The organism is Palaeococcus sp. (in: euryarchaeotes), assembly GCF_053987695.1.
This window is the reverse complement of record NZ_JBMXHE010000077.1, coordinates 1-18164: the sequence shown is the minus strand read 5'-3', so window position 1 is coordinate 18164 and position 18164 is coordinate 1. Positions and strand designations below refer to the sequence as shown.

The window sequence follows — 18164 nt, the reverse complement described above, 5'->3', positions numbered from 1 at the left end:
ACCAGTAATTGAGCTTTGGGAAAAATACGTCTCCTATAGGTTTAAAACTTAAAGTTGAGGTGGGAAAATGGGATTTGCCGCATCCTTCCTTTGGTCGTTGATCGTTTACCTCGTGCTTACAGCAGGCTCGGGAGACATCTTGGCATGGAGCCCAGCAGAACTCATAGCGGGAGTCATTATCGCAGCGGTCATAGGATACGCCACAAGGAATCTCATGGACGAAAAACTCGGCTACTTCTTCAATCCGAAGAGATGGATATTGTTTATAGTTTATGCACTGGGTCCATTTTTCTTTGCAATGGCAAAAGCAAACTTCGATGTTGCGTACAGGGTCATAACGGGCAAGATAAGACCTGGAATAGTGAAGATTTCACCAAATTTAACCAGAGATGAGAGCAAGGTCCTGCTAGCGAACTCCATCACGCTTACTCCAGGAACATTTACCCTTGAAATCGATGATGAGGGCAATTTCTATGTTCACTGGATTAATGTTCCTAAAGGAAAAGAGAAGCCCTCACCTGAAGAACTCTGTGGATATCTTCCAAAATGGGCAAGGAGGATTGGAGAATGACCGCAATGGGGAGTTTTATGTGGGCTCTGATAATATTGCTGTTTTCAGCCATGCTTACGTTAATCCGGCTCCTCGTGGGGCCCACGATACCTGATAGGGTCGTTGCTTTGGATGCAATGACGACAACAACGGCAGGAGCAATGGTCATTTATGGCGTTATCACCAAACAGGCAGTCTTCATAGATGTTGCTTTGGTTTACGCAGTCCTGAGCTACATAGCCACGCTCTACATTGCAAGGTACCTGGTAAGAAAGAGGGTGGGAATGGCATGCGAATGCGAGGGTGAGGCGGTATGATAGAGTGGATCGTGGGAATTTTCCTGGCAATTGGAGTTATCTTCAATTTTTTGGCCAGCGTAGGGATTTTGAGATTTCCAGATGTTTACACAAGGATACATGCTTCAACTAAATGCACAACGTTCGGAACAATATTCATAGTGCTGGCAACAATATCCTACGCCATCTACTCCTGGAAACTGGAGCATGACCCTGCTTGGATAACAATTGCGATTCACTCTGCGCTTGTGGTTATATTTCTCGTCCTAACAAATCCAGTGGGAGCGCACGCAATTGGTAGAGCTGCCAGAAAATCGGGTATAAGACCATATGGTGCAGTTATAGACGAGCTGGAGGGAAGATTATGAACTTTGGCGATCTGTTTTGGGTGCTTCAAGTTCTAATAGGCATTGGGCTTTTGATTAGTGCAGGAGCCGCTATACGGTTCAAGAATTTAATCGCTGCCGTAATATCAATGGCTGTCTTTAGTTTAATACTCTCACTGGAGTTCTATGTGCTGCAGGCACCTGACGTGGCAATAGCAGAGGCCGGAGTTGGGGCTTGTTTGACCACGGCAATGTATCTTCTGGCTATAAAGAACACCGCCGATGAGGAGGTGATAGAATGAGAAAGGCACTGGGACTTTTTGCATTCATAAGCTTCACACTTTTCATATTGGCGGCGGCGATGAGCATAAGACCCTTCGGGGAGCCCGTTCATAGAGAGATGGACGACTACTTCATATTTCATGCCCAAGAAGAAGCTTCTGCAAACAACGTGGTTACGAGCGTCGTGTTTGATTACAGAGGTTTCGATACATTAGGTGAAGCGACGGTTCTATTTACAGCAGTTGCTGGCGTTTTAATGGCACTGAGGCATTATAAGGGGGTGAATTCATGACAACCACAATTATCAAAACTACGACGAGGATTTTAGTCCCCTTGATACTAGTCTTTGGTGCTTACATCATACTCCATGGACACCTCACTCCGGGTGGTGGCTTCCAGGGAGGTGCGGTCTTTGCAAGCGGTCTGGCACTTTTGATAGTGGCTTGTGAGAACGAGGTTGTTAAAAAGAGGTTTGAGAAGGTTCCCCTCAGTGCCCTTGAAAGCATAGGCGCCCTTGGTTTCCTCGGGATGGCTGCCCTTGGATTGATGGGATACACATTCTTCAAGAATGTAATAGCGAACAGCGGCTTCCTATTTGGAGGCAAAACACCCATAGGGATAAATCCGGGATATCTGAACACAGGAGGAACACTTTCCTACATGAACATATTTGTAGGTATGAAAGTCTTAGCAGGTCTTACGAGCATAATTTTGGTGTTCTTTCTGCTTTTAGGGGTGAAGGAAGATGAATGGTGACATAGTGGCTATCAACTTTCCGTTTATCGTGGTTGCCCTGCTCTTGGCACTGGGATTTTACACCATCGGCTTCAAGAGGAATCTGATAAAAGTTGTCATAGGTGTTGAGATCCTCGAAGGGGCAGTGAACATGTTCCTAGTGGCTTTAGGATATTCAAAAGGCGGATATGCTCCAATCTACACCCTCGCTCCAAAGGAATCCTTGAACAATATGGTGCTTCCGACACCTCAGGCACTAACACTAACGAGCATCGTTATAGGTGTTGCCGTCTCCGCTCTGATGCTTGCCTTTGCCGTTAACCTCTACAAGCACTATGGGACCCTTGACGTTACAAGAATGAGGAGGTTGAGAGGATGAGCAACTTACCGGCTTTAATGATAGCCGTTCCCCTATTTGGAGCATTTACAACACCTCTGCTAAAGAAGCGCTATCAGCTAGCCTCCCTCTGGGCGATAATCATCACGGGTGTAAGCGTCATTCTATCCCTTCTCCTGGCTCAGGAGGTTATGGATAAGGGAATAGTGATGTATGTCTTTGGAGCCGATAACGCTAACCTAGTGCTTCCATCGGGCTATAAGGTCCCCATAAGGATAATGTTTGAAATTGACGCAATGGGAGTATTCATGGCAATCTCCGCAACTTTAATGTCCTTCATTGGAGCTCTCTACTCGTACAGCCATGTTAAAATGGAAACAGGCTTGGAAAAGTACTATGCCCTCCTTCAGCTGCTTGAGGTCGGAATACTCGGCATGGTGCTCACAGGAGATCTGTTCAATCTCTTCGTGTTCCTTGAAATAGCGGGGATAGCAGGTTCAGCTTTAGTTGGCTTTAGGAACTACCGCGGAGAAGCAAGCGAAGCGGGAATTAAGTACCTAATAGTCAGTTCAGTTGCATCTTTGATGGTGCTCTTCTCAATTGGGCTCCTTTATGGACAGTATGGAAACCTCAACATGGCCTATCTGAGCAGGCAGATAGGCTTCAACACGGTTGACATGATTGCCCTCGGTCTGCTCTTCACATCATTTGCAATGAAGTGCGGTGCGGTTCCGATGCACTACTGGGTGCCCGATGCGTATACAGAAGTTCCGGCGGGTATAAATCCACCCCTGCTGGTTGCCACGTATGCAAGCCTCTACGCACTGTTCAGGGTGAGCTTTAGCCTGTTTGCTACAATAACATGGAATATGGCGAGAGTAGGTTGGGCAATGAGCATAATTGGAGTTCTAACGATGTTCATAGGAGTTACAATGGCGCTTGTACAGCACGATGTTAAGAGGCTCATGAGTTATCACGCTATCTCACAGACGGGCTACATGCTCTTAGGTGTGGGTGTTGGCTTGACGGTGCTCCACGATCCTCAGGCGCTCGCTTCCTATGGAAGGGATGCAATGGCTGGAGGAGTGTTCCACATAATAAACCATATCATCTACAAGAGCCTTCTCCTAATGACCGCAGGAGCTTTGTTCTATGTAACGGGGACGAGGGATCTAAACAAAATGGGAGGTCTTGCGAGAAAGATGCCCTACACGACGATAGCCTTTATAGTGGGCGCTGCCGCAATATCTGGTCTGCCTCCATTTAACGGATTTGCCAGCAAATTCCTGATATATGAAACTTCATATCGCTTGAATCCTCTGCTGGCTGTCTTTGCAATGGTAACGAGTGTCTTAACACTGGCTTCATTTGTAAAAGTGTTTGCTTCGGCGTTCTTGGGCCCACCGCTGGAGAAGTTTGAGGGCGCTAAGGAGGTTCCAAAACCAATGATAGTTGCAATGCTTATCTTGGCAGCACTATGTATACTCTTCGGTCTGTTCCCGAACGTCGTCTTAGATAAGCTCGTATATCCGGCAGTTGATGCTCTAATCAAATTTGCTCAATACCAGACATGGGGTGGTCTAGCATGAACTTCACTTTACTATCACCTTCGGGCTTTTGGAATCCTCTGCTCTGGATAGCTTTCCTCATAATATTCGCCATCATAGGCTACATAATATATGCCAGAGGAAACCCGGGCTACAAAAAGAACACCGAGCAGGTGAAACCCTATCTAAGCGGTAATGCAGAACCATCAAAGGAAGAGATAATGGTCAGGGCTGGAGATATCTACTGGGGATTCCTGGAGGCATTGAAGGGCTATTATGATGTTTTGAAAACAATGCACACAGGAGATATGAGGGACTATATACTCTGGTACCTTGGAGTGGGAGCTATAATCCTCTTCCTCTTGGTAGGAGGTGTTTGAAATGGGAAAACTGTACAGCTTTAAACGTTCCCTCTGGGTTTTCCATGCCTCAGGAGGTTCATGTAATGGATGCGATATCGAGATCATAGCCACACTAACTCCTCGCTATGATGCAGAGCGCTTTGGTATAAAACTCGTTGGGAGTCCAAGGCATGCGGATGTTCTCCTGGTCACAGGGGCAATTCCAAGGGACTTTGCCGATAAATTAAGGCGTATATATGACCAGATGTCCGACCCTAAAGCGGTTGTGGTCGTAGGAAACTGTGGAACGAGTGGTGGGCTCTTCTACGACTCCTACAACCTAGTGGGCCCAATTGACGAGATCATACCCGTTGATGTTTACGTTCCCGGATGCCCGCCGAGACCGGAAGCGATTATAGATGGGGTAGTGAAGGCATGGCTTAAAATTGAGAAGCTTGAGAAACAGCTGGAGGGAGGAGAATGACATTGAAGGCAGAAGAAATCCTGAATATTTTAAAGAACTCTCTCGGGGATGCTTTGATTGAACAGGAAATCAAAACATATTCACTAGGAGCATTAAGAAAGAGAGAATGTTCTGAGGTGTGGATTAAAATTGATAGGGGAGCATTCAGGAAGGCTGTGGAGGAAATTTTCAAGCTGGATTACCCTCATTTACACTTTATAACCGGTGAAGATGTAGGAGAAAACCTCGAAGTTATATACTCCTTTGGACTCTTTCATGGGCAACCGGGGAAAGAGATCAGTGTGGTAATTAAACTTGCCCTTCCAAAGAGTGAGCTTGTTCTTCCAACAATCACGGACCTCATGATGGGTGCAGAGACTAATGAACGTGAAATTAGAGAAATGCTTGGTGTTGAGTTTGAAGGACTTAAAAAGAAGAGGCATCTCTTCCTTCCGGATGACTGGCCCGAAGGAAAGTATCCTTGGAGAAGGGATGAGTTTGGAGTTGATGACATGATTAAGCACACCCACAAGAGCGTCAAGGAGATTAGGGGTGGTAAAGAATGACAAAGAGCCAATATTACATTCCGATAGGTCCAATTCACCCTGCATTGAAGGAGCCGATAAGGGTTGAAGCAAAGGTTGAAGGAGAGAAGATAGTTGAGGTTGATGTGAAGAGGGGATTTGCCCACAGAGGAATTGAGTACATGGGAATGAAGAGGAATGCAATTCAAGCGCTCTATCTCTCGGAGAGAATATGCGGGATATGTTCCATCTCGCACCCATATGCATTTGTTGTTGGAAGTGAAAAGGCACTTGGTATTGAGGCACCTCCAAGGGCACAGTACATTAGAACGATAATTGCAGAACTCGAGAGAATACACTCGCACATACTCTGGCTTGGAGTGGTCGCCCACGAGGTAGGCTTTGATTCTCTCCTCTTCTGGACATGGAAAGGAAGGGAGAAGGTGCTCGATGTCCTGGAGCTCATAAGCGGGAACAGAATAAACTACTCCATGTACATGATTGGAGGAGTTAGAAGGGATCTCAAGGAGAGCCACATAAAAGCTCTCAAAGAGATGATAGATTACTACAGGATTTTTAACCAAGAGATGAAGAACCTCTTTTTAGCGGATCCGGTCTATAAGGCTAGGACAAGGGGAGTTGCTCAGCTCTCAAAGGAAATGGCGCTTAAGGTGAATGCAGTAGGACCAACAGCAAGAGCTGCCGGTTTAAGGATGGATATAAGACAGGATATACCCTATGATGCCTATGCGGACATAGAGGTTAGAGGTATAGTTCCTCAGGATATCGTGGGAGAGGTGTACGGAGATGCCTACGATGCCACTCTGGTGAGAATATATGAGATTGATCAGAGTGTGGACATAATAGAGTACTGCATTGACAACCTGCCCGAAGGAAAAATAATGGCAATTCCAAATTACGTTGTTCTCCTGAGCAAGATAAAGAGAACCAAGGGTGAGGGTATAGGTGCCCATGAAGCGCCGAGAGGTGAAGTCATACACTACTTCAAGTATGATGGAACCAGGGATGGTCCGGCGGTCTGGAAGGTTGTGGCACCCAGCTATAATAACATAAACTCATGGGCTCCCCTGCTTTTGGGAGCTGAAGTTGCGGATATTCCCGTGGTTGTTGCGTACATCGACCCATGCATGTGCTGCAACGATAGAATAGCCGTGGTTAGAGACTCCAGCGGCAAAATAGTGGATAGTACGACACTCCACAGGATGGCGGTTGAAAAAACCATGAGGATTAAGAAAGAGCTGGGGGTGAAAAAATGACCCCTAATATCCTTGCATATGCCTTTGCGTTCCCTGTGCTGGGAATATTCATGGGTCTGGTTTACAAGGGTATTGATAGACGTGTATCGGCGAGACTCACCTCGAGGATAGGGCCCCCAATAAGGCAGCCCTTCTGGGATGTTGGAAAGCTCCTTCTCAAGGAGACTGTGGTTCCAGAGAATGCCGTCTCATGGTTGTTCAACGCAATGCCCTTAATAGCTTTGGCTTCATCAATGACCCTCCTCCTCTACATACCCTTTGGCGTTTTAAAGGCACCTCTGGAGGGATATGGGGATCTTATAGTGGTGCTCTATCTCCTGACCCTGCAATCCCTTGCAATGGCAATTGGAGGTTTTGCATCTGGAAGTCCCTTCTCATCCGTTGGTGCTCAGAGAGAAATGGTTCTAATGATGAGCTATGAAATGCCTCTGGCCACGGTTATAGTGGGATTTGCCTTGATTTACAGAAGCTTCTCATTGACCACAATAGCCTCAACCCCCGTTTGGAGTATAGTGGGTCCTATAGCTGGTTTGGGAGTTATAATGCTTTTCATAGCACTCCTTATAGTTACCCCAGCAGAGCTCGCCAAGCTTCCCTTCGATATTGCCGAGGCGGAGACAGAAATAGCCGAAGGTATGTTAGCTGAATACAGCGGAAGAAATCTCGCTTTGTTCTATCTCTCAGATGCAGTTAGAGGCTTTGCAATGGCGGCATTGGAAGTGGTTCTCTTCATACCCTTTACACTGAGCTCAATATTTAACCTAAACTTAACGGGAGCATCGTTATACACTGTTGAAGCCCTGTGGTTCCTCTTTAAGGTTCTAGTGGTATATCTACTTGCAGTGACCTTGGTTAGAACATCATTTGCAAGATTCAGAATTGAGCAGGCTTCCAGGATCTTTTGGGTTTACGTGAACATAATAGCCCTCGTGGGACTCGCACTGGTATGGATGGGGGTGTGAAGAATGGTCAACAAGATGATGTTCGTGCTCTTAAAGCAGGTCGTCAAAAAACCTTTCACAAATCCATTTCCAGTGAAGCACGCTCCCAAAAATGTCACCGAGCTAATCGAGAAGGTGCAGAAAGGGGAAGTTAAGATCAATCCTCCCGTTCCCCTTCCAGAGGAAGGATTTAGAGGCAAGATACACTACGACCCCGAGAGATGCATAGGCTGCCAGCTCTGTATAAAAGTATGCCCTGCGGATGCAATGGAATGGATACCCGAGCTTAGAAAGATACGACACTATGTTTCTAGGTGCATGTTCTGCCAGCTCTGTGTGGACATATGCCCCGGAAAGAAGTTTCCAGGGGAGGAGAAGAATGTAAAAGCCCTCAGTATGAGCAATGACTTCCTCCTTGCGGACTATGACAAGTACAGTGACAACCTCATAGAGGAGCCTCCCGAAGCCAAAGAAAAAGGCCTTTAACCCCTTTAACTTTTATCTCACATGACCAACGGGGAATATGTATAGAGGGACTCCATCCGTCCCTATGACCTCCGCTACCTGCTCATCGTGAAATGCTCCAACAGCCACAGTTCCAAGACCGAGGGCTGTTGCTTCTAAATATATGTTCTCTCCAATATGTCCCGCTTCCATATGAACATACCTGTAACCCCTCTCACCGTAATAGTTTGTGGTCCTCTCATAGAATGCGACCAAAATAATATCAACGGCGGCTTTTCCCACCCATTCCTGATCCAAGGCTGCCTTTTGAAGAGCCTTTCTAAAGTCTCCTTCCTCAATGAGGGCTATTGTGTGCTCGAAGGGATCATAGTGATAGATCCCCGCCTTCACTCCTTCCACGTTTCCCACCACAATGTAGATTTCAAAGGGATATGTTGCACCGGCACTCGGTGCGCTTCTGAACTTTCTTTTCTCTTCGGTTATTCCCTGAGATGCCCATAAGAGCTGTGAAAGTTCCTCTAAAGTTAGGGGTTTATTTTTGTATGTTCTTATACTTCTCCTTTTGGCTATTGCCTCTTCAACACTCATTTCCCCTTTAAGCCTCGGTTCGGGCAACTTTATGACCTCACCACTATATTCCGCTTTTTTCCTCTTTTCAATTGGCTCGTACAGGAATAGGACAGAAAACAGAATGATCACAACTACCACCACATATACAATTTTTTTGTGTTCCATGTTTATGAATTATCTTTCATCCTATTTAAGTCTTTGAAGCTTACGCATTTCATAAATCCGGTATAATTGCGATATGTGTACAGTTTTATCCTTTTTTACGAGCATTATCAAAAGCATTCTCTTTCTAACACTACCTAAACCTGTCCAGAAAAGGATATATACCCACTTGCTGAATTCATGAATGGTGATTCTCGTGAAAATCCCAGAAGACGTTAGAAAGGACATACCACTTACCCGGGAGGTAATATACTTCGATAACACGGCAACTTCCCTAACGCCCATCCCTGTAATCGAAGCCATGGATGAATATTATCTAAAATACAGAGCTAACGTGCATAGAGGAGTTCACCGTCTCTCCCAAAAGGCAACTCACGAATATGAAGAATCGAGGGAAATTGTTGCCAAATTCATAGGTGCAAAGTTTGAGGAGATAGTTTTCACAAAGAACACGAGTGAAAGCTTAAACATGGCTGCTCTCGGGCTTGAGGGAGTTTTCAAAAAGGGAGATAAAATAGTCACCACTCCCTATGAGCACCACTCTGATTTACTCCCTTGGCAGAGGCTTGCTGAAAGGCTCGGTCTCAAGCTTGAGTTCATAGAGGGCGACGATGAGGGCAACCTTGATCTGGCCGATGCTGAAAAGAAAATTAAAGGGGCTAAGCTCATCGCTGTCCAGCATGTCTCCAACGCCCTCGGTGTCATCCACGAGGTGGAAGAGCTCGGGAGGATGGCAAAGGAGGAAGGTGCCATATTCGTGGTGGATGCCGCCCAGAGCGTCGGTCACATGGAGGTGGATGTTAACAAGCTCCACGCTGACTTTCTGGCATTCTCGGGCCACAAGGGCCCCCTGGGGCCCACGGGAATAGGTGTGCTCTACATAAGGGAGGAGTTCTTCGACACATTTGAGCCACCACTGATAGGCGGTGGAACGATTGAAGATGTTAGTCTAGGGGAGTACACACTTACTCAACCTCCAGAACGTTATGAGGCGGGCACTCCAAATATAGGTGGAGCAATAGGTCTCGCTGCTGGAATAAAGTATGTTGAAAAGATCGGGCTCGATAAAATCGAAAGGCAGGAGCACAAACTTGTGAAGCGCATCACAGAAGGCTTAACCGAGCTTGAAGTTCCATGGTATGGCCCGAGAGACCTTAAAAAGCACGCCGGCGTTGTGAGCTTCAACGTTCCCCCGCTTCACCCTCATGACGTCGCCGCCGTCTTGGATGAGCACAAAATCATGGTGCGCTCCGGTCACCACTGTGCTCTGCCCGTTATGAAGAAGCTTGGCATAAACGGAACAGTTAGAGCTTCGTTCCACGTCTACAACAGCCTTGAGGAGGTTGAAACCTTCTTGAGCGTCATGGAGGAGCTCGTTAAGAGCTTGCGTTAGTCTTTTCTTTGCTTTTTTCGAATATCTTCGAACGTACTACGGATTCTTGCATTCAAATCTTGAAGATTGCAGATCAGAGCAAATCCTGGAAGATAACACCGCTTATATGAAGCGCGTTTTGAGGAAGTTTTAGCGGACTCAGGTTTTCTGTCGTTTAAAACTTCTGTTTTTCCTGTACATTTCGTATTTTTAAAAATTGCACCATTTATCTTTCTCTGTTCGCCTCTGGAACGATTTGAAACGTTCTTTTCACCGGGTTCCTAAAATAGATGAAAATCCTACTTCTAATCGGTGATCCATATGAGATGGAAGGTCTGGGTGTTGATAGGGTTGCTCGTCGGGAGCCTCATCCCGGCGGGTTTGAGCCTTGCGGATGAAAATACGAGCGTGCCTTCGGAGATCGACAACGCAACTCAAGAACAGACTATAGCCGAACATATTGTGGATACCCTTACAAAACTAAGCACAATAACCGAGAGATTAATGAGCAACATAACACTTCCCGAGAACTCGAGTATCATGGAGCATTATACGCTAGCCGAGCAGTACAAGGATAGTGCCATGGGCGCCTATGAGAACGGCGACTATTACACCACAATACTGGACGGGCTGACCGCAATGCATCATTACAGGGTAGTCCTCGAGAGCCTCAAGGAAGGTAGAGAGAATCTGCGGGACAGACTTTTTGAGGAAGTCAAAAGAATGGAGGGCTACTTCAAAATGGCAGAACATATAATAATCGTTGCACAGAAGCAAGGTATTGACGTAGGAAATGCTCCCGAGCTCCTTAATGAGACCAGAGAAGCATACAAATCCGTGCTTGAGGACATAAGGGCAAAAGACTTTGCAAAAGCGCAGGAGGATTTACAAGTTGCAAGGGAGAAGAAAGCCATGCTTGATGAGCAGCTTAAGAATTTAAAGGAGCAGCTTGCCTATGAAAATGCAGACAAAGTGGTTAAAGTGTTCTTAAGTAAAACAGAGAAAGGGATAACAATAGCGGATAAGGCTATAGAGTTTGGAAAGGAGAAGGGAATGGATGTAAGCAGGCTCGAAAATCTGACGGAGCAAGTAAAAGCGATATATGATGAGGTAAACGGGCTTGCACAGGAAGAGAAGTGGGAGGATGCTTTGAGCGTTATTCAAGAAAACAGCGAAACTATTAGGGAGTTTTCAAAGGCAGTGAGCTTTATACAGAGAAAAGCCTATGAGCGGCAGGTTGAGGAAAAAATCAAGGATGTAAAGGCATTTCTCAGGGAGCTTAACAGCAGGATCCAGAAGGATGGAAAGGCACTTAAGGAGCTCAAAAAGGAAGGAGTTGATACCAGAAAAGCCCAGCTTCAACTTAAAGTTGCTGTACAGGAAACTAGACTCGGCATTGGGCTCTTGAAGCACAAAAAACCAATGCAAGCCAAAGCACACTTTGCGATTGCTCTGGATATGCTTCACAGGGTTGATGAGTTCATCCTCTGGCATGCATGAACTTTCTTTTTCCCTTTTTCCCAAATCTTTATGAATATTCTTTCATAATCTTTCTATGGTGATATTATGCTGATAGCGAAGCCGTGCACGAGCATGAAGGCCATAAATATAATCCCTGAGGAAAAGTTTGATCTGGATTTGGAGGAGGTTTGCGAGTGCCTTGCTAGGAAAGGCTATCAAATAAAGCGGGTTACACGCTTTTTGGCTCTAGTGAGGAAGACTTACGACATAAGCATATTTCCGAGTGGCAAAGTAATAATTAAGGACACGAACGATAAGGAGGAAGCCCTAGAAATCGCACTGGAAATCTACGAGTGCATGGCTGGTTATAAGGTGAGCTGAGTGTTCGCTCCTGAAGAGCTGAAGAGGGAGATAGAGAGGATTAGAAGAGAGAACGGCTTTGAAGTTGTTCCCTTTGTGATAGAGGACGTTATCTATGATGAAAGCGAGGGCAGGTTATTCATAATAGGGCAGGATAGAGCTGATAAAAGTGCCATAATCGGGAACAGCTTTGTAATTGGGAAGCTCAAAGAGAAGCTAGGTGTAAAGCAGATTACCGTCTATTCGAATTTGGATCTCCTTTTAAGAAAGCGGGAACTTGAAAAAAATATGAACCTGATAGAAGGGACTTTCCTGGAGTTTTTAATCCCACTGCTGAAGGCCGAACTCAACTATCCCCCAATGAGATGGCCCGAGATCAAAAATAATGGAAAAGCCCTCGTATTTTTGAGCGTGTATGCCGATGCCCTAGTTGGCTTTGCCAGAGCTTTTGGATTGGAGCCTTTAAAAGTTGGAATACGCCATTCCTTCCCCCATCTGGAGTATGAGCCGATAGAGGGCACTCCGAGAGAGATATTCTTTCCCGATGAGGAGAAGCTCCTGGGAATCGCGGAGGAGAGGGATTTGAGAATAATCATAGCCGATTTTTCCTTTGGGGTTAAATTTGCCGGAGATATGGCATTAATAAACCCTATGCGTCTCCTTCAAATTCCCCACTTTAGGATCAAACACATATTTGGCTTCAGGTTCCCTGCATACACCCATCTGGACAAAAGGGCAGCCCTTGACTTCTTTTTAAAGCTAGCCGATGATAACCTTCTGGAACCAACGGATGGAGCCAATTTAATATGGAAGGCATGGAAAAAGGGAAAGGGAAAAGTTGGAATTTAGAATTTAGAACTTTAGAACTTCAGAATTTAGAATTTCAGAACTCTCGCAAGCACTATAAGCGGATCCCAGACCGGGGCGAATGGTGGTGCGTAGGCTAAATCCGCAAAGAAAAGTTCTTTTGTCGTGAAGCCTGCTTGAATCGCAATTGCAAAGGCATCTATCCTCGGGAGTATCTCCGCTCCAACAGCTTGAAGTCCTAAAAGCTTCTTGCTTTCCTTGTCAATAACAGCTTTAAGCCATATTCTCTTTGATCCGGGATAATAATGTGGTTTTGTCCCCGCTTTTATAAATGCACTCTTAACGTCATAGCCCTCTTTCAGCGCCTCCTGCTCCGTGAGCCCAACCTTTCCGATTTCCAGATCCATGAACTTGGTTATGGAAGTTCCAAGAACGCCTGGAAAAGTTATTTCAACTCCAGCTATGTTACTTCCCGCCACATAACCCATCTTATTGCCTGGCGGAGCTAATGGTATCCAGACCCTACGTCCCGTTATTAAATGTTTCGTCTCCGCAACATCTCCAGCTGCATAGACGTTCTCCACGCTCGTCTGCATCCTTTCATTGGTCCATATCGCTCCGGTCTCACCTATTCTAACACCAAGTTCCTTTGCGAGCTCTATATTGGGTTTTATTCCGGTAGCTATTATAACGAGATCTGCCCTGTATTCCCCTTCATCCGTGATGACCTTCTCGACTCTTTCATTTCCTTCAAAACCCCGTGTGAGTTCCTCCAACCTTAAATTTAGATGCTCCTTTAGTTTTTCCTCCACTATCTCTGTTATCTCTTTGTCAAAGGTCTTCCTCAGGACGCGCTCGCTTCTTCCTATTAGTGTTACGTTCTTTCCCTGAGCCGCAAATGCCTCCGCCATCTCCAGGGCTATATATCCCGTTCCGATAACTGCGACATCCTCAACTTTATGCTTTTCCATGTACTCCCTTATTGCAACGGCATCTGGAGGAAGGTCGGCGGTGAATATTCCCTCAAGCTCACAGCCCTTTAGAGCTGGAACTTGGGGAGATGCGCCGTTTGCGAAAACCAGGTAGTCCCACCCATATTCTCTTTCTTCCCCCTTTTCCCTAACCCTAACTTCGCCCTGCTCGACCTCCACGACCTCCGCATTTATGTGGAGATCTATGCCCCTCTTCTCTATGAAAAATTCGGGAGGATAGTGCATGAGCTTTTCCTTCGGTGAAATCCCCTCGACAACGTAGGGAACGCCACACGGGGCGTGGCTAACCCATTCCGTCGCTTCAAAAACCTTAACATCCCACTCAGGTTTCAGTCGCTTGATGCGGGAAGCGGCACTCATTCCCGCAGCTCCTCCTCCTATGATAACAACACGTTTCATTTTCACCACCGGGAAAAGTTGTTAACCAAAGGTTAAAAAAGTAGTGGCAAAATTTAAACTTTCAGGGGAAGCTTCACATAATCCAAAACGCTCCCCCGGGCTTTCCTTATCTCAACGTGTTCCACTAAATCCTTAAATTTTCCTCCGAGGAGTCCATCTCCAATTATCGCACTCCCCTGCGCCGCTTCCTTGGCTTTTCCTTCAAGGCCCTTCTGTTTAACAACAGGGATATCAAAACGCTCCTCAAACAAATCTTTAACATCTTTTCTAAGTTTCTCTATGCGCATAAGTCTTCCCGAGAGAAGTATCTCCCTCGGCTTCTTGATTATGGCGAGCTCGCTGGCTATTGCTTTCAAAAATCCATCCTTCATGGCTTCCCATGCCCTGGCAAAGGGTTCCTCATCAAGCCTCTCGACGAATTTTTCGGGAGTTAAAATTTCATCTGCCGCTATTATGGATGCACCTCCCCAGAACAGGTGCCATTTCTTGATTTCCCCCATTAAATAGGCGACCTCTCCATCCAGGGCTCCGCTGTTTACAAATGCAGGACCCGGAAAGATCGTTCCTCCAATACCCTCGACTATCCTCCCCTTATCGACAGCGCCGGCGAAGTTATATCCAAAACCAACCTCAAGAAGGGCGAACGAAACATCCCCATAGGGAATTCCCAAACGATTTGATTGATCATAGATTCCCAGAAGGGTTATGGCCATTTTATCCGCAGTCCCCATATCAATTTTGTTGTATTTTCTCCATTCGGGAACGGTTGGAAGGTGAATTATGCCCGGGATAAACCACACATTCATTCCCTTCTGTGCCATCTCGCTTACCATCTCTTGAAGACCTATCAGGACAGGAATTTTCTTCATTTCCTCCTCCCGAACCAGCGTCATCTCAAACCTATCCCTCTCGTTGATCTCACTTATATGTTTGAGCGGGATTCCGTACCCGGAGGGTCCTATTATTATATCCGCGTTGAACTCCTCAATGCTTCTAACAATCCTGCCCGGATCTTCTGCCACAACTTCACTTGAAAAGCTCAAATCAAGCCTTATCCTCCCATCTTCAAGCCCTATCACATCAAAGCTCCTCGTTCCCGGATCAACGCCTATAACCCTCATTTGACCACCGGAGGTAGAGGGAAGAAAAGAATTATAAATTTAATCCCGCTTTTTTCTAACATAGTACCTTCCTTTGACCTTTACCAGAGGGTAGACCTCTCCCTCTTTGAGCTCCATTTTTGGCTTCTCCATCTCAAACGTTTCGTACGTTCTCATGTCCATAAACTGGGCTTCTTCGGGTGTTATGCTCGTCACCATTGCATTCATCTTTTCGTGCTCCACTGTGTCCACATCATCCCTCTTTATGGTTTTCCAGTCCTTGTGCTCGCTCTCCAGAGTTTTGAGGTTCATGAGCTCCATCCCCTTTCCATCGATCCTTTCAACCTCGTAGATATTTCCCTTTTTATCCCTTACAATATCTCCTTTCACGAACTTGGGCAGGCGAATCCTCACGCTCGTTCTATGCACACCTTTGCTTCTCATCCTATCCTGACCTATAAGCTGGTAGGCTTCGCTTATGCTTCCACCGTACCGCTCTTTAATAGCTTGGGCGAGCTTCCGGGCTGCCTTTGTTGATCCCATGTAGAAGTCAATACCTTCTTCGAGCTCTATGGAATCCTGTATAAATCCCATCCTGTCTCTCCTCATAATCTCATCAACTTTTTGCTCTACGAGCTTTGTTATCTCGTCTCTCTCCTCTCTTCCAAGCTTCCTCTCCTCTGCTCTAACCTGAAGTATAGCCTCAAAATATCCCCCAAGGAATTTCTGGCACCTCGGACATATTGTTTGCCTCACATAAACGACAACTTCCTTCTTTTCGTGGTGGAGCTCTCTTTGAAGTTCGTGAATTCTGGCTTTAACATCAATCTCATACGTTATAATCGCCGGGAAGTGCTCTATGTGCCAGTCAACTGGCTCAAAACTTATAAGAGCTTCACCAACTTCGAGGTTTTCACATTTCTCAAGTTCCTCCTTTCCCACGATCTTTATATCCTTCACCCTCTCCTCCATGGAGATACTCTCTAAGAGGGCATTATCCGCAACTTCAAAGATAAGCTCATCAAGCTCGTAGCTTTGGGGATCAACCCAGACGCCCCCCTTTTTATAGCTCCCGCAGTTCTGGCAGAGCTCCGTGTTTATCTCGTTCTCCATCAAAAGCACGGGATTTTCCTTCCTAAAGCACACCTGACAGAGCCCATCTATCAGAGGCCCTCCTTCATCTTCGCTTATTCCACACATGTAACAGAAGCGCTCTCCCATCTCGCTCACCACATCATTTTGGCTATTTGGGCATGAGGAACTCCCTCTATCCTTAAAATCCTGTCTTTATCAACATATCCAAGTTCAACAGCTTTTCCCACGCATTCCTCCCCGACCAGATTTGCTATGGTGGCCTCACTTAAAAGAGCCTTTAGCTCTTCAACTTCCCTAAGTTCTCCTTTATAGAATCTCTCCTTTACCTCTAATTTCAACTCCCCTTCCCTAAACGTCTTTCCAAGCAGATTCTCATCACACGCAGCCACCAAAACCTCTCCCTGAACATGATAAACCTTAACGTAAATCGCCATTGAACCACCGGTTAAGAATAGCAGAGAAAGTTTAAAAAACTAATCAAGTTTTTTGACGATTAACTTTATGCCGTTCGTATCGACAACAACCACTTCATCGCCTTCTTTGACTTCATTTAGGGGCTTTGAGAGCCAAACTTCACCTTCCAATTCAACCCACACTTCATCTCCTTTTATCTCTCTGACTTTTCCTCTCTTTCCCTTCAGCTCGAATGTGTATTTTGGCTTTCCAATGTCCTCCGTTCCCTTCCTTATGAAGCGCGCAAAGAGCTGGTAGCTCACGACTGCAACGATTAAAGAGATTATGAATGCCACGTTAAAATCAATATTAAGCGCTAGCAGCAGACCCAGTGCGGCAAATGCCATTCCAATTGGCGTTATAAATGCTGCAATCATCATGTCGAACACTATTATGAGAAGCCCCAAAATTAAAAGTAAAATGGGGAGGTAGTCCATAGTGCTCACCGTTTTACTCTTTGTTCTCCTGGCTTCTCTCCCCCACCTTCTGAAGAACTCTCAGGAGACCTATTAGAGATTCGGTGTCATAGGGCACTATGAGGTTTCCTTGTTTTCCTAATTCGGGGAGCCTCTCAATGTATTGGAGAGTCAAATATTTTTCATCCGCCAGCTTAAGGGCTTCAAGGACTTTTCTAATGGCCTCTGCCTGACCTTCGGCAACCAAAATCTGCCTCTGCTTTTCACCTTCTGCTCTTAATATGGCAGCCTGCTTCTCACCTTCCGCCTTCTTTATAGCGCTCTCCCTTTCACCCTCTGCGATTAGAACCATTGCTCTCTTCTCACGCTCGGCTGTCATCTGCTTGGCCATTGCCTCTTGGATATCCCTTGGCGGGTCAATTCTCTGTATCTCGACTCTTGTAACTTTTACACCCCATCTGTCCGTGATTTTATCTAATTCTTCCCTAAGGCGCGCGTTAATAATGTCCCTGCCGCTCAAGGTTTCGTCGAGCTCCATCTCACCTATTATTGCCCTCAGATTAGTCTGTGCCAGTTTGATTATTGCCATGAGGAAGTTGCTCACGTTGTACGTTACCTTCAAGGGATCCATGATTTGATAGTACACCACGGCATCTACAGTAACAACGACGTTGTCCTTACATATGACCTCCTGGGGAGGGACATCGATGACATGCTCCCTCATGTCAACCTTTTTAACAGTCTCCATAAATGGCACTATGAAGTGTATCCCCGGCTCTAGGATGCGGTTGAACTTCCCGAGCCTTTCTACGAGCCCTTTCTGGTAAGGTCTTATTACTTTTACGCTCAAAACCAGCATTATGAGTAAAAACAGACCCAGTATAACTATTGCA

General features: G+C 45.9%; 25 protein-coding genes. 18 read left to right on the top strand and 7 right to left on the bottom strand.

Annotated features, from left to right (window positions below):
* The first annotated feature begins 67 nt into the window (after positions 1-67).
* From ACXJGZ_RS06580 to ACXJGZ_RS06515, 14 genes are read left to right on the top strand one after another with little or no spacing between them, the layout of a single operon-like run.
* Positions 68-571: a Na+/H+ antiporter subunit E gene (locus ACXJGZ_RS06580; RefSeq protein ID WP_456320694.1), complete on the top strand. Its 504-nt coding sequence runs from the start codon at positions 68-70 to the stop codon at positions 569-571.
* Positions 568-867, top strand: coding sequence for a cation:proton antiporter (locus ACXJGZ_RS06575; RefSeq protein WP_293255238.1), 300 nt, complete (start codon positions 568-570; stop codon positions 865-867). Before ACXJGZ_RS06580 ends, ACXJGZ_RS06575 begins: the two co-directional genes overlap by 4 nt.
* Positions 864-1214, top strand: a complete 351-nt coding sequence (gene mnhG, locus ACXJGZ_RS06570; RefSeq protein WP_293255235.1) for a monovalent cation/H(+) antiporter subunit G — start codon at positions 864-866, stop codon at positions 1212-1214. The genes ACXJGZ_RS06575 and mnhG overlap by 4 nt, the downstream gene beginning before the upstream one ends.
* On the top strand, positions 1211-1474 hold the full coding sequence (locus ACXJGZ_RS06565; RefSeq protein WP_293255233.1) for a hydrogenase subunit MbhD domain-containing protein: 264 nt from the start codon (positions 1211-1213) through the stop codon (positions 1472-1474). Before mnhG ends, ACXJGZ_RS06565 begins: the two co-directional genes overlap by 4 nt.
* A complete protein-coding gene (gene mbhE / locus ACXJGZ_RS06560) occupies positions 1471-1746 on the top strand; it encodes a hydrogen gas-evolving membrane-bound hydrogenase subunit E (protein ID WP_456320692.1) in 276 nt (91 codons plus the stop codon). The genes ACXJGZ_RS06565 and mbhE overlap by 4 nt, the downstream gene beginning before the upstream one ends.
* Positions 1743-2210, top strand: coding sequence for an MnhB domain-containing protein (locus ACXJGZ_RS06555; protein ID WP_456320691.1), 468 nt, complete (start codon positions 1743-1745; stop codon positions 2208-2210). Before mbhE ends, ACXJGZ_RS06555 begins: the two co-directional genes overlap by 4 nt.
* Positions 2200-2568: a sodium:proton antiporter gene (locus tag ACXJGZ_RS06550; protein WP_293255224.1), complete on the top strand. Its 369-nt coding sequence runs from the start codon at positions 2200-2202 to the stop codon at positions 2566-2568. Before ACXJGZ_RS06555 ends, ACXJGZ_RS06550 begins: the two co-directional genes overlap by 11 nt.
* Complete coding sequence (locus ACXJGZ_RS06545) at positions 2565-4115, top strand: proton-conducting transporter transmembrane domain-containing protein (RefSeq protein ID WP_456320690.1); 1551 nt, start codon at positions 2565-2567, stop codon at positions 4113-4115. Before ACXJGZ_RS06550 ends, ACXJGZ_RS06545 begins: the two co-directional genes overlap by 4 nt.
* The gene (gene mbhI, locus ACXJGZ_RS06540) at positions 4112-4453 is read left to right on the top strand and encodes a membrane-bound hydrogenase complex subunit MbhI (RefSeq protein WP_456398697.1); all 342 of its coding nucleotides are present in this window, start codon (positions 4112-4114) and stop codon (positions 4451-4453) included. Before ACXJGZ_RS06545 ends, mbhI begins: the two co-directional genes overlap by 4 nt.
* 1 nt (position 4454) lies before the next feature.
* On the top strand, positions 4455-4898 hold the full coding sequence (locus ACXJGZ_RS06535; protein ID WP_293255560.1) for an NADH-quinone oxidoreductase subunit B family protein: 444 nt from the start codon (positions 4455-4457) through the stop codon (positions 4896-4898).
* A complete protein-coding gene (locus ACXJGZ_RS06530; RefSeq protein ID WP_456320688.1) occupies positions 4895-5443 on the top strand; it encodes an NADH-quinone oxidoreductase subunit C in 549 nt (182 codons plus the stop codon). The genes ACXJGZ_RS06535 and ACXJGZ_RS06530 overlap by 4 nt, the downstream gene beginning before the upstream one ends.
* Positions 5440-6678, top strand: a complete 1239-nt coding sequence (locus ACXJGZ_RS06525; protein ID WP_293255554.1) for a hydrogenase large subunit — start codon at positions 5440-5442, stop codon at positions 6676-6678. The genes ACXJGZ_RS06530 and ACXJGZ_RS06525 overlap by 4 nt, the downstream gene beginning before the upstream one ends.
* The gene (locus tag ACXJGZ_RS06520; protein WP_456398696.1) at positions 6675-7640 is read left to right on the top strand and encodes a respiratory chain complex I subunit 1 family protein; all 966 of its coding nucleotides are present in this window, start codon (positions 6675-6677) and stop codon (positions 7638-7640) included. The genes ACXJGZ_RS06525 and ACXJGZ_RS06520 overlap by 4 nt, the downstream gene beginning before the upstream one ends.
* Before the next feature lie 3 nt (positions 7641-7643).
* A complete protein-coding gene (locus ACXJGZ_RS06515; protein WP_293255548.1) occupies positions 7644-8105 on the top strand; it encodes a 4Fe-4S dicluster domain-containing protein in 462 nt (153 codons plus the stop codon).
* 12 nt (positions 8106-8117) lie between these two features.
* Here ACXJGZ_RS06515 and ACXJGZ_RS06510 read toward each other — a convergent pair whose 3' ends face one another.
* Positions 8118-8819 carry a SagB/ThcOx family dehydrogenase gene (locus ACXJGZ_RS06510; protein ID WP_456398695.1) on the bottom strand — a complete coding sequence of 234 codons (702 nt, stop codon included), beginning with the start codon at positions 8817-8819 and terminating at the stop codon, positions 8118-8120.
* A gap of 193 nt (positions 8820-9012) precedes the next feature.
* Here ACXJGZ_RS06510 and ACXJGZ_RS06505 point away from each other — a divergent pair, with 193 nt between their 5' ends.
* The 4 genes from ACXJGZ_RS06505 (at position 9013) to ACXJGZ_RS06490 (ending at position 12858) form a co-directional block, all read left to right on the top strand.
* On the top strand, positions 9013-10209 hold the full coding sequence (locus ACXJGZ_RS06505; protein WP_456320709.1) for a cysteine desulfurase: 1197 nt from the start codon (positions 9013-9015) through the stop codon (positions 10207-10209).
* A gap of 300 nt (positions 10210-10509) precedes the next feature.
* Entirely contained in the window at positions 10510-11688 is a 1179-nt protein-coding gene (locus tag ACXJGZ_RS06500; protein WP_456398694.1) for a hypothetical protein, read from the top strand.
* A gap of 66 nt (positions 11689-11754) precedes the next feature.
* A complete protein-coding gene (locus ACXJGZ_RS06495) occupies positions 11755-12030 on the top strand; it encodes a hypothetical protein (RefSeq protein ID WP_456398693.1) in 276 nt (91 codons plus the stop codon).
* Positions 12031-12858: a hypothetical protein gene (locus ACXJGZ_RS06490; protein WP_456398692.1), complete on the top strand. Its 828-nt coding sequence runs from the start codon at positions 12031-12033 to the stop codon at positions 12856-12858. It abuts the gene before it with no gap.
* A 26-nt stretch (positions 12859-12884) separates the two neighbouring features.
* Here the strand turns inward: ACXJGZ_RS06490 and cdr are convergent, their stop codons facing one another.
* The 6 genes from cdr to ACXJGZ_RS06460 form a co-directional block, all read right to left on the bottom strand.
* Entirely contained in the window at positions 12885-14213 is a 1329-nt protein-coding gene (gene cdr, locus ACXJGZ_RS06485) for a CoA-disulfide reductase (RefSeq protein WP_456398691.1), read from the bottom strand.
* Between the two features lie 47 nt (positions 14214-14260).
* On the bottom strand, positions 14261-15328 hold the full coding sequence (locus ACXJGZ_RS06480; RefSeq protein ID WP_456398690.1) for a DUF1464 family protein: 1068 nt from the start codon (positions 15326-15328) through the stop codon (positions 14261-14263).
* A gap of 39 nt (positions 15329-15367) precedes the next feature.
* Positions 15368-16528 carry a 60S ribosomal export protein NMD3 gene (locus tag ACXJGZ_RS06475; RefSeq protein ID WP_456398718.1) on the bottom strand — a complete coding sequence of 387 codons (1161 nt, stop codon included), beginning with the start codon at positions 16526-16528 and terminating at the stop codon, positions 15368-15370.
* Between the two features lie 5 nt (positions 16529-16533).
* On the bottom strand, positions 16534-16836 hold the full coding sequence (locus ACXJGZ_RS06470; protein WP_456321616.1) for a DUF424 domain-containing protein: 303 nt from the start codon (positions 16834-16836) through the stop codon (positions 16534-16536).
* A 39-nt stretch (positions 16837-16875) separates the two neighbouring features.
* The gene (locus ACXJGZ_RS06465; RefSeq protein WP_456398688.1) at positions 16876-17292 is read right to left on the bottom strand and encodes an NfeD family protein; all 417 of its coding nucleotides are present in this window, start codon (positions 17290-17292) and stop codon (positions 16876-16878) included.
* A gap of 13 nt (positions 17293-17305) precedes the next feature.
* Positions 17306-18164 (bottom strand): SPFH domain-containing protein (locus ACXJGZ_RS06460; protein ID WP_456398687.1); only part of this gene is annotated, 859 nt, incomplete at its 5' end.